At 45.7% G+C, this 12759-nt stretch carries 7 protein-coding genes; 5 read left to right on the forward strand and 2 right to left on the reverse strand.

Going from position 1 to position 12759, the window contains the following annotated elements; translation table 11 throughout:
- The first annotated feature begins 110 nt into the window (after window positions 1-110).
- The 5 genes from AB5443_RS02925 to galB all read left to right on the forward strand — a co-directional run bounded on the left by AB5443_RS02925 (window position 111) and on the right by galB (window position 10087).
- Window positions 111-3086 (forward strand): SusC/RagA family TonB-linked outer membrane protein, encoded by a 2976-nt coding sequence (locus tag AB5443_RS02925; protein ID WP_368113210.1) that lies wholly within the window; start codon window positions 111-113, stop codon window positions 3084-3086.
- 23 nt (window positions 3087-3109) lie between these two features.
- Window positions 3110-4693, forward strand: coding sequence for a RagB/SusD family nutrient uptake outer membrane protein (locus AB5443_RS02930; protein ID WP_368113211.1), 1584 nt, complete (start codon window positions 3110-3112; stop codon window positions 4691-4693).
- Between the two features lie 23 nt (window positions 4694-4716).
- Complete coding sequence (locus tag AB5443_RS02935; RefSeq protein ID WP_368113212.1) at window positions 4717-6468, forward strand: DUF5114 domain-containing protein; 1752 nt, start codon at window positions 4717-4719, stop codon at window positions 6466-6468.
- A gap of 11 nt (window positions 6469-6479) precedes the next feature.
- Entirely contained in the window at window positions 6480-7574 is a 1095-nt protein-coding gene (locus AB5443_RS02940) for an arabinogalactan endo-beta-1,4-galactanase (protein WP_368113213.1), read from the forward strand.
- 65 nt (window positions 7575-7639) lie between these two features.
- On the forward strand, window positions 7640-10087 hold the full coding sequence (gene galB / locus AB5443_RS02945; protein ID WP_368113214.1) for a beta-galactosidase GalB: 2448 nt from the start codon (window positions 7640-7642) through the stop codon (window positions 10085-10087).
- A 143-nt stretch (window positions 10088-10230) separates the two neighbouring features.
- Here galB and AB5443_RS02950 read toward each other — a convergent pair whose 3' ends face one another.
- Both AB5443_RS02950 and AB5443_RS02955 read right to left on the reverse strand, forming a co-directional pair.
- Entirely contained in the window at window positions 10231-10917 is a 687-nt protein-coding gene (locus tag AB5443_RS02950) for a TrkA family potassium uptake protein (RefSeq protein WP_022139612.1), read from the reverse strand.
- Window positions 10918-10921: 4 nt separating this feature from the next.
- Window positions 10922-12751, reverse strand: coding sequence for a TrkH family potassium uptake protein (locus AB5443_RS02955; RefSeq protein WP_288360010.1), 1830 nt, complete (start codon window positions 12749-12751; stop codon window positions 10922-10924).
- Window positions 12752-12759: the final 8 nt, after the last annotated feature.

The raw sequence follows: 12759 nt of genomic DNA on the forward strand, positions 1-12759 counted from the left end.
GTTTCCAAAAGGCGGAAAATTCTTAAAGATACGAAATATATTAGTGAAAAGCAAGAGGAGAGATAAATAAGAATCAATATAATAAACCTATTATCAATAACAAAGTAATTATGAACAGGAACATCTTAAATCTACGCCATCTGACTGTACTACTAATGTTGTGTACAGCCTTTCTAGGGGGCACGATTCCTGCCTTTGCCCAACAGGCAGGCAAGAAAATCACCGGACAAGTGATTGATGAAAATAAAGAGCCGATGATCGGAGTAAGTATCCTCATCGTGGGAACTTCTACCGGTACGGTTACCGACTTTGACGGTAATTACACATTGGACGTACCGCAAGGCAACAAAGAGTTGCAATTCTCTTATGTAGGATACGAAACAAAAATTGTTCCTCTCCCTGCAAGCGGCTCCGTACTGAACGTACAGATGAAAAGCGATTCTCAAGTATTGAGTGACGTAGTCGTTATCGGATATGGTACGCAACGCAAGAGTGACCTGACCGGTTCGGTTACGAACGTCAGCAGCAAAGACTTCAACATGGGACTGGTCAGTTCTCCCGAGCAACTGATTAACGGTAAAATCTCCGGTGTACAGATTATGTCCAACAGTGGTTCGCCTACGGCGGGAAGCACTATCCGTGTTCGTGGCGGTGCCTCACTGAATGCCAGCAACGACCCGTTGATTGTATTGGACGGTGTTCCTTTGGAACAGGGCGGTATCAGCGGTAACGACGGAAACTTCCTGAGCCTCATCAACCCGAACGACATTGAAAGCATGACTATCCTGAAAGATGCTTCTTCCACCGCCATCTATGGTTCGCGTGCATCCAACGGTGTAATCCTTATCACTACCAAGAAAGGGACTTCGGACAAACTGCAAATCACATTCAGCACTACCAACTCCATTCAGACACGTACCAAACTGGCGGATATGTTGAGCTACAATCAGTTTGTCAACACTATCCAATCACAGGGAAGTGCAGCACAACAGGCTTTGTTAGGAAATGTCCGCACAGACTGGAATGATGAAATTTATCAGAATGCTTTCGGTACGGACAATAACCTGAGTGTTTCCGGAAAGATTGCCAAGAACTGGCCGTTCCGTGTGTCGGTGGGTTATTATAACCAAAGCGGTCTGTTACGTACCGATAACGCGGAACGTTATACGGGAAGCATCATGCTGACCCCTTCTTTCTTCAAAGACCACCTGAAGTTGAACATCAACGCCAAAGGTTCTATCAATAACAATACATTCGGCAATACATCCGCCATTTGGGCTGCGGCTACCATGAACCCGACCATTCCCGTTTATTCAGGACTGGATACCTTCGGCGGATATACGGAAGCGACGGACAACACGGGCGCTCCTGTCAACGGAGCCGTGATGAACCCCGTAGGACTTATCAAGATGAATGATTCTCAAAGTAACGTTAGGCGTTTTATAGGAAATGTCGATGCGGATTACCGTGTTCATTTTTTCCCCGACCTGAAACTGCACGCTACGCTGGGTTATGATTACGCGCAAGGTAAAGGCAGCGTATATGTTCCGGCAGAAGCGGCACAGAACTATAATACTTCCGGTCTGGATTACAGCTACGGCCCCGAAAAGAAAGAGAACCGCCTGCTCACCTTATACGCCAATTACAACAAGCTCGTCGAATCTATCAAGAGCAGTTTTGACGTGACAGCCGGTTACGATTATCAGTACTGGAAATCGACCACTCCGCTTTATAGCGAAATGAACACGCTGGGAGAAATACAGAAGACATCCAAAGCGAAGGATGAACGCCATGTGCTGCTCTCCTACTACGGTCGTCTGAATTATTCGCTCGATTCACGTTATATGCTGACAACGACTGTCCGCCGGGATGCCACTTCACGTTTCGCAAAGAATGTACGTTGGGGTACTTTCCCTTCGGTAGCTTTGGGTTGGAGAGTGACGGAAGAATCTTTCCTGAAAGAAAATAAAGTATTGAGCAATTTGAAAATCCGTGCAAGCTACGGTGTGACCGGACAGCAGGATGGTATCGGAAACTATAATTACCTGCCTATCTATACCGGCAGCCAAAATGGGGCGGAAGCCAGTATGGGCAACGGATACATTCATACCTATCGTCCGAGTTCTTACGTTCCCGACTTGAAATGGGAAACGACTACTTCCTGGAACGTCGGATTCGATTTCGGCTTCCTGAAAGACCGGATTACAGGTAGCTTCGACTATTACACCCGCCAGACCAAGGACTTGATCGCCACGGTTCCCGCCGCTGCCGGAACGACTTTCGACCGTAATATCACTACGAACGTGGGAAATGTGGACAGTCAGGGAATTGAATTCAGCATAAACGCTACGCCCGTTCAGACAAAAGACTGGAACTGGGATGTCAGTTTCAATATGACATGGCAGAAGATGAAAGTAAAGAACCTGTCGCTCGTTGCCGGTGCTGCCGCAACCAATACTTCGGTCGGCCCATACATCGACAGTTATCAAGTGCAGACGTTGACCGAAGGATACGCTCCTTATATGTTCTACGTGTATCACCAACTCTATGACGAGAAAACCGGAAAGCCCGTAGAAGGCGCTTACGTAGACCTTAATGGAGACGGGGAAATCAATACGGAAGATTTATACCGTTACCATTCTCCCGCCCCCGATTATATCCTCGGTTTCAGCACTTCCCTACGTTGGAAGAAATGGACGTTGAGCACCAGTCTGCGAGCCAATATCGGTAACTATGTCTACAATGCCATGGCTATGAATGCCGGAGCTTGGGAAACAGTGAGCTACAACTCTTATCAGTTGAACAACCTGTCGACCAGTTATCTGGAAACCGGATTCAAGTCCCGCCAATACTTGTCCGATTATTATGTAGAGAATGCTTCTTTCCTGAAAATGGATAACTTGTCACTGAACTACAACTTCGGACAGATTTGCAAGGGATGCAGCCTGAATGTCAGCGCAATGGTTCAGAATGTATTCTGCATCACGAAGTACAGCGGCGTAGACCCGGAAGTGCCCGACGGAGTGGATAATTCCTTCTACCCCCGTCCGCGTACATTCTCACTTAACGTAGGTTTCAACTTCTAATTACTTTTAAAAACAAGCGAATCATGAAAAATATATTATATACAGCCTTCTATTTTTGCAGCGCATTGCTGTTGGGTTCCTGTATAGGCGACTTGGATCAATATCCGCATGAAGACGAAACATCTTCTACGATTTATACAAGTGCTGATAATTATAAAGCCGTTTTAGGGAAAATATACGCTGCCATGGTGACCACAGGTCAGGAAAAAAGCGGTGACCCGGATTTGAACAGTAACAGTGGGCAGGATTATATGCGTTGCTTCTTCAATCTACAGGAATGTGGAACGGACGAAGTGGCTTCTACCTGGCTGTCGGGCGATAATGTTACCGGTCTGACTTACTTGAGTTGGGACGCCAACGACCCTTGGGTGTCGGATATGTACTATCGTATTTATTACAACATTGCATTGTGCAACGAATTTCTCCGCAATGCTACGGATGAGAGAATTGCCCGATTCACGGAACAGGAACAGGCTGAAATTCGTCACTACCGTGCCGAAGCCCGTTTTATGCGCGCCTTGTTCTACTATCATGCAATGGATTTGTTCCGCAATATCCCGTTTGTAACGGAGAACGACCCGACTGTCGGCTATCTGCCACCGCGATATACGGCTGCACAGATTTTCAGCTATATTGAATCGGAACTGACCAGTATCACAGGCGATATGCTTGATAAAGCCGACTGTCCTTACGGACGGGCTTCCCAAGGAGCTGCTTACACCTTATTGGCTAAACTGTATCTGAATGCGGAAGTTTACATCAACACACCGAAATATACCGAATGTATCAGCGCTTGCAAAGAAGTCATCAAACAGGGATATTCATTGGAAGGTGATTACAGCAAGCTATTCAACGCTGATAATGACAAACGCACTGCTAACGAAATTATCTTTACCTTGCCGGTAGACGCTACGCATACCGTGTCATGGGGCTCTTCCACGTATATTATCTGTGGTGCGGTAAGTAATACTTCGGACTTGCAGAAACCGGAAGATTACGGAGTGAAAAGCGGTTGGGGCATGTTCCGTGTACGTGGAGAAATCCCTTCCCTGTTCACGGGAGAAGAAGATAAACGGGCAATGTTCTTCACCGACGGGCAAACGCTGAATCTGGATAAGATAGATGACCAGAGCAACGGTTATTTTGTAGAGAAGTGGACAAACCTGACTGACGCGGGAGAAACGGCTTCGAACACGGCGGACGGTGGTGTCAATACGGATTACCCTCTTTTCCGCCTGGCAGATGTGTATCTGATGATGGCAGAAGCCGTAGTACGGGGTGGAAGCGGAAGCGATAGAGGTACGGTTTTGGGATATATCAACGAACTGCAAGAAAGGGCATACGGCTATCTCGATGATAATAATAAAAAAGCTGATTCCGACCTGAAAGAAGAATTTATTCTGAACGAACGTGCCCGCGAACTTTATTGGGAAGGACACCGCCGTACAGACTTGATTCGTTTCGGATTATTCACCACATCTACATATAAGTGGCAATGGAAAGGCGGCGTAAAAGAGGGAACAGCAGTAAACAGTCGGTACAACATTTACCCGATACCGACTACCGAGTTGACCGCCAACCCGAATCTATACAATGAAAACTATTAATCATGCTTATTCGATACAACAATATGAAAAAAATAAATATCCTGTCGGCTTTACTTTCCGCACTCCTTCTATTAGGAGCGTGTGAGAAAGACGGAGACAAATTCTATCTCTCCAGTCCGGTGGAAAGTGACTTGATTGCTTCTACCAATGCCGTTGTACTGACGGAAGCTACCGCTAAACTCTATGCATTGTCCCTTGCCTGGAGCGACCAGACACTGCAAATCAGCGACCCGAGGTATCAAGTGACCGGCGGTATTCAAACTACCGTACAAGTATCCCGGTCTGAAGATTTTTCAGGCAGCATTATCGAATCTACGGAAAATGGAGTTTCCAAAAGCTATACAGTCGCCGCCTTGAATATCATTGCCTACAAGCTGGATGCACCGGCTGAAGAAGCCGCTCCTCTCTATTTCCGACTGGCAGGAAGCAATGGTAGCAACATCGCTCCTGTGTATAGCAATACGGTGGCAGTCACGGTGACTCCTTATCATATTGACATGCATTACGCCAGCATTATCAACAAGAGCAGCGGTCAGGATTCCGGTCAGGATTTCTATTCTGCAAATGCCGACGGACAGTATAGCGGATTCTTCGGAGCGGCAGCCTGGGAAGGCATTTACGTGCAGGAAGCTGACGGAACAACCTGGCATACAGCCCAATCCGGCGGAGTAGGAACTCCATTCTTGCTGACAACAGACGCAGCGGAAGGAACATGGGATATGTGGTTCCCCGGTCAGTCGGGATGTTATTTCGTGAATGTAAATACGGCTCAGAAACAATGGAACGCCTTGTTGATGCCCGAACTGAATGTAAGCGGCATAGAAGGTATCAACATGCAATACAGTCGTGCGGACAATCAATGGAAAGGTGTATTTACGGGAACGGAAGGTACGAATATCAACATTCAGCTTCAAGGAACAGGCAAGTTTTACAACAATACCAGTGTCAGCGGTTCCGATAATGCGATTGACGATACGAAAGCCAAAGACACTCCATTTGCTTTCGGTGGAACTGCCGGACAACTGACATTCAGCACCGGAGAAGCTGCAACAGCAGGAAATATAACGGTAAGCGTTCCGGCTACAGGAGAATGTACGTTAGTTATCGACCTTAATAATCCGGAGCAATGGACGGTCAGCGTGGAAGCCGGAGCAGCAGAGCCGGAACCGGAAGCGGCACCATACATCTACTTCCCCGGCATCGGGCCTGCCGTCAACGGCGCTTGGGCTTATGACCACAAAATTGTAATCTATAACGAAGACGAACTCAAGTATGCAGGGGTTGTTAATGTAGACTCTGAATGGGGAGATTATGCAATAAGTACTACAGACTACTGGGATGAGAGTCAACTGTACACCTTGGTCAGTGACGATGCGACAAGTACAGCCGAGAACGGAGTCCTTTTCCAAGGAAACGGAAAAAATATCCCAGCTCCGGCGGACGGATTATATCTATTTGAAGTGTCATTAAAAGAACCTATGAGTTACAAGAGTTATGCAGTCAACAATGTATATTGTTATCTTGGCATAGACGGTGAAGGTTTGGTCGCTCTACAAGCCGGCGAAACAGCAGGAACATATACCGGAAGCATTACATTGGGACAGAACAGCCAATGGGGACTCAAATTTGTGATAAATGATTGGACAGGCTCTTACGGTGGCTATGACGGAACGCTGTACTATGATGCCAATGACGGAATCAAACCGGTAGAGGCAGGCACATACAATGTTACAGTCGACCTGATAAACGGAACTTACACCATTAGCAATCAATAATAAAAATGACAATGAAACGATTCAAACAGATTCTATTTATAGCTTCCGCCCTGCTTGGCGGAAGCCTCTTCACCGCTTGCAGCGATGATAACGACACGCCGACTTTCCCCGAAAAGGAAGAAGTTACTTATGACATGTCAGGTTTCGCCAGGGGAGCCGACGTCAGTTGGTTGACGGAAATGGAAAGCTCCGGATACAAATTCTATACTGCCGGAGAAAAAGAACAGGAATGCATGTCCCTGTTACGTGATTTGGGAATGAATGCCGTCCGCCTGCGTGTATGGGTAAATCCGGAGAATGACACGGATGATGTAAGAGGGTGGTGCAACAAAGGAGACGTATTACTCAAAGCATGGAGAGCGCATAACCTGGGCTACCGCATCATGATTGATTTCCATTACAGCGACCGTTGGGCCGACCCCGGACAGCAGGCCAAGCCCAAGGCATGGGCAGATTACTCCGTAGAGCAATTGAAACAGGCTATCGCCGACCACACGAAAGATGTGCTCAGCACATTGAAAGAGAAAGGCATTGACGTAGAATGGGTACAGGTAGGCAATGAAACTCATCAAGGGATGCTATTCCCTACCGGGCAAACCACAAGTGAAGCGGGAAGAGTGAATTTCGCAGCCTTTGTCACAGCAGGTTACGATGCTGTAAAAGAGGTCTACCCGGAAGCCAAAGTTATCGTTCATCTCGACCAGGGAAATGATGCCGGCCTGTACAATAGAATCTTTGGCTACCTGCACGAGAACAATGCCAAATGGGACATTATCGGTATGTCACTTTATCCGGACATATCGGCCGAAGACGGACATACGCCGGATGACTGGGAAGCGATGAACGATGCTTGCATTGCCAATATGAAAGCGTTAATAACCAAATACAATACTCCGGTAATGATGTGCGAAATCGGTATCAGTTGGGATTACGAAGAAGCGGAAGCCTTCTATACAGATTTTGTTACCAAAGCGAAACAAGTAGACCAATGTCTGGGAGTATTTACCTGGGAACCTCAATGTTACGGAAATTGGAAAGGTTATAGTAAAGGGATGTTTGACGACAGCGGTAAGCCCACCAATTCATTTAATGCCTTTAAAAGATAATATTATTGGTTCATTTTTTATATCTTTACCCCGAATCCAAAATTATTTATACCTGAAAAGTGAAAATGAACATGAAACACCAAAAACAGTTGATAACTGTACTTTTGATGGGAGCCGCTTGCAGCCTGCAAGCGCAGCGCAGCGAGACGCTGCTCGAGAAGAACTGGAAGTTCAGTAAAGGAGATTTTAAAGAGGCCAGCCAGCCGGAGTTCAATGACACAAAATGGGAATCGGTCGTTATTCCGCACGATTGGGCTATTTTCGGCCCTTTCGACATGAACAACGATCTCCAGAATGTTGCTGTTACGCAGAACTTCGAGAAAAAGGCATCTTTAAAGACAGGACGAACCGGGGGACTGCCTTATGTAGGTTCCGGTTGGTATCGCACCAGTTTTGACACTCCCGCAGACAAAGAAGTGACATTACTCTTTGATGGCGCTATGAGTGAAGTGCGTGTCTATGTGAATGGGAAAGAAGCTTGTTTCTGGCCTTTCGGCTACAATTCTTTCCATTGCAATGTAACCCCTTTCCTTAATAAAGACGGTAAGAGCAATACATTAGCCGTTCGTTTGGAAAACCGTCCGCAGTCTTCGCGCTGGTATCCGGGAGCGGGCTTATACCGCAATGTACACTTGATTGTGACGGAGAAAGTACATGTGCCTGTATGGGGAACACAGATTACAACTCCTCACGTGAGCAAGGAATTTGCAGCCGTGCGCCTGCAGACGAAAATTGAGAATGCCGGTGAGAAAACGCAAATCCGTGTAGAGACAGATATTCTTTCTCCGGAAGGAAAGGTCGTTACCCGTAAAGAGAATACAAGCCGAATCAATCACGGACAACCGTTTGAACAGAATTTCATCATAGACGCACCCGAACTTTGGTCACCGGAAAGTCCGTCGCTCTACAAAGCTGTTTCAAAGATTTATGCGGATGATAAGTTGGTAGATACATATACTACCCGTTTCGGTATCCGTAGTATTGAATACATAGCCGATAAAGGATTCTACCTGAACGGCGAACACCGTAAATTCCAGGGAGTATGTAATCATCACGATTTAGGCCCGTTGGGAGCTGCTATCAACGTAGCTGCTCTTCGCCACCAACTTACTCTTTTGAAAGATATGGGGTGTGACGCTGTTCGTACATCGCATAATATGCCGACTCCGGAACTTGTTGAACTATGTGACGAAATGGGATTTATGATGATGATTGAACCGTTCGATGAATGGGATATTGCCAAATGCACAAACGGTTATCACCGTTATTTCGATGAATGGGCGGAACGCGATATGGTGAATATGCTTCACAATTATCGCAATAATCCTTGTGTAGTAATGTGGAGCATCGGTAATGAGGTACCTACCCAATGTAGTCCTGTCGGCTATAAGGTAGCAAAATTCCTGCAGGATATTTGCCACCGTGAAGATCCTACCCGTCCCGTAACTTGCGGAATGGATCAGGTGACTTGCGTACTTGCCAATGGCTTTGCGGCTATGATTGACATACCGGGGCTTAACTATCGCACCCAGCGTTATAAAGAGTCTTACGACCAACTTCCGCAGAACCTGATTCTGGGTAGCGAAACAGCTTCTACCGTCAGCTCGCGCGGAGTCTATAAATTCCCGGTTGAGGACAAGAAAGGCGCCAAATATGAAGACCATCAATGTTCTTCGTATGACGTGGAAGTCTGCCCGTGGTCGAATATTCCCGATGAAGATTTTGCTTTGGCGGATGATAATCACTGGACTATGGGACAATTCGTATGGACAGGATTCGATTATCTGGGCGAACCCTCACCTTATGATGTCGATTCATGGCCGAATCATAGTTCCATGTTTGGTATTATAGACCTTGCCAGCCTGCCCAAAGACCGTTATTATCTCTATCGTAGCGTATGGAACAAAAATGCAGAGACGCTGCATATTCTTCCTCATTGGACTTGGCCGGGACGTGAAGGTGAAGTAACTCCGGTATTCGTATATACAAACTACCCGACAGCCGAACTGTTTATCAACGGAAAAAGCTACGGCAAACAAAGCAAAAACAACAGTTCCTTGAAGAGCCGTTACCGCTTGATGTGGATGGATGCCGTATATGAACCGGGCGAAGTTAAAGTAGTAGCTTATAACAAAGACGGAAAAGCAGTAGCGGAAAAAGTGGTTCGCACTGCCGGAAAGCCTCATCACATCGAACTGGTAAGTAACCGGAACGAGCTGACAGCAGACGGAAAAGATCTGGCTTATATCACTGTAAAAGTAGTAGATAAAGACGGAAACCTGTGCCCTGCCGACAATCGCCAGATTAACTTCTCCGTCAAAGGAGCCGGTAAATATCGTGCTGCCGCCAACGGTGACCCTACCAACCTTGAACAGTTCCATCTTCCGAAAATGCATGCTTTCAACGGAATGTTGACAGCCATTGTACAATCGGGTGAAACAACAGGTGAAATTGTGCTTACTGCAAAGGCAAACGGTGTAAAAGCAGGAAATATTCGTATCCAGACGAAATAATCAACGCTGCTTCTTAAACGTCATAAGAAAACCGGATAATCATCGGAAGTCTTTCCAGAGTCCGATTGATTATCCGGCTTTTTCATTTATCGTTTGGAGTCTAAGAATATATGACTTTGATGTTTATTTAATATGAATAAGTATCAAATAGCTTTCCAGAAGGACTGGAAGTCACGATACTTACCATAGCAAACCAACTCATCCCCCTCTTCTACTTTCTCGTTCTCCGACAGTTCGTTTTTCACATGTAGTTCCGTCAGAGAGATACCCAGACTATTGGTTATCTTATCCGCCCGTTTCAGTCCTATGAGCTTCAAGTGAAATTCTTCATCCAAATTCAGTTCATTGACGAAGTATCCCACAAATTTCTTCGGCACAGTAAACTTCACGACATAATATTCCGAATCAATGCGGAAGGCTTCCATATTCGTTCCAAAATCAAGTAGTTGCACCAAACTACGGGCTGCATCTTCTTCCGGTGTCAATATCCTCTCCAGGCTGAACGCTTCGAGCACGGATTTGTGCACTCCATCAATGGCACGGGCATAGATATGAGTCACCTTCTTCTGCTTTAGCAGAGCCACCACTCTCACGGACGCACCGAAATTCTCACCAATCGCGACAATGACCACGTCCACACTATTCAACGGAAGTACCGATAAAGATTGTTCATCCGTTGCGTCAATCACAAATGCAGTGGCAATCTTATCTTTGATACTGTCCACACGGCTTTCACTTATATCCGCGCCAATAATCTCGTGTCCCAGTGCTGATAATTCTTCGGCCAACACATGACCGTAATTTCCTAAACCGATAATAATATACTTCATATCTTTAGTTTATGATTATGTTATCACTCGGATAACGGTATTTTGTATTCTTTTTCTGCTTCACAATTCCAAGCATCAACGTAATCAAGCCTACACGCCCGATAAACATTAATAATGCCACTAATAACTTACTTGCGTCACATAACACGGGAGTCAGGTTCAGACTGGAACCTACCGTACTAAGCGCCGAAACACATTCGAATGTCAATGCCATCAACGAAGCCTGAGGTTCAAGGATGCTCAATATAAAGATAAAGAGGAATAGTACTCCCAATGACATGACTACCGTCGCATTGGAGCGTCGGATAGAATCGTGAGAGAGTTCTCTACCGAATACTTCCACCCGTTCTGTTCCACGCAGTACGGCCACAAGATTCAAGACGACCACCGCAAAAGCATTTACCTTGACACCACCGGCAGTAGACTGTGCCCCGCCACCAATCCACATCAACAACAGATAAACCAATAAAGTCTGTACACTCAAAGAAGCCAGGTCGACACTGCTGAAGCCGGCTGTTCTGGGACAAGTAGCATTAAAGAAAGCCTGCGTCCATTTATCCGCGACGGGCATTCCGGCAAAAGAAGCGTTCCATTCAAAAGCAGCAATCGCCAATGTACCGATAACCAGCAACAGGAAAGTCATTATCAGTACAATCTTCGTATTCAGATTATAAAGATGGAGCATTCTGTGTTTTTCCAGTTTGCGGGTGCGTACAAATTTCCAAAAATGACGCAAATGATACAATACTATATCCTTGAAATTAACAAGGATAGGAAAGCCGATACCGCCCAGAATAATCAGCAAGGAAACGGAGATAAACAGCCCGTTATGATTAGTCATTACCATTGAGTTTCCTAAATTTCCGGAAAGTGTGGAGAATCCTGCATTGCAAAAAGCGGAAATAGAATGGAAAGCTGAAAAAGCCAATTCATCTTCAAAGTTCATTCCAAGCGTACCGTGAATACTGAACCAGATAGAAATCATGCCGATACCTTCAATCACCAAGGTAAATCCCAGTATATATAATAAAGTGGACAACAACGAGCCTAATGAATTGGAACTGACCATGTCACGGACAACCAACTGATTGTAAAGGGAAGTATTTCCCATAAAGAACATGGCAAAGAAACTGGTTAACGTCATTACTCCCAAACCGCCTATCTGAATCAATAAGATGATGACAACAAGACCACCGGTAGTAAATGTAGTCGAGACGTCCACTGGAACCAATCCCGTGACACATACCGCACTCGTAGCCGTAAATAAGGAATCCACCCAAGTGATGCCGTTCACCGTACATCGCGGCAGCATCAACAACCCTGTACCAATCAGGATAATAGCGAGAAAACTGACCGCCAGTATCAAAGACGGATTGGTGCGGCGCCCCAACAGTCGTACCAGTCCGTTGGACAGGTTCAACAAAGAGAAAATCAGCAGTAATACCAAATGATAAAACTTGCCATGCAGAAATTCCCAAAGTTGTAAAATAGCCCCTTCTTCTTCAGGCCGATGGAAAATGACCGGTATCAAAGTGAGATATAGCAAGACGCTCAAGATCCATGCCAGTCGCCGGTATTGCTTTTTCGTACTTCTATATTCCAATAAAATATGCAAGGTGACATCAATCAGGAAAATAATCCATACCGCTTTATACAACGTCTGTATTTTTGCCACTTCATCTACCGATAAGGGGAAGCCATGTTCATAAATCACTCCGATAATAAGTGTAAGAGACGCTAAATAAGTTAGTGCTTCCAACAATCCCAATACAATGCGTATATAGGGTTTTAGTAGTTTATTCTGATACAATAGAAACTTATGATAAATCTTCATATCATCTT

The organism is Bacteroides sp. RTP21281st1_H5_RTP21281_210402 (genome assembly GCF_040918965.1).
In the GTDB taxonomy this organism is placed as follows: domain Bacteria; phylum Bacteroidota; class Bacteroidia; order Bacteroidales; family Bacteroidaceae; genus Bacteroides; species Bacteroides congonensis.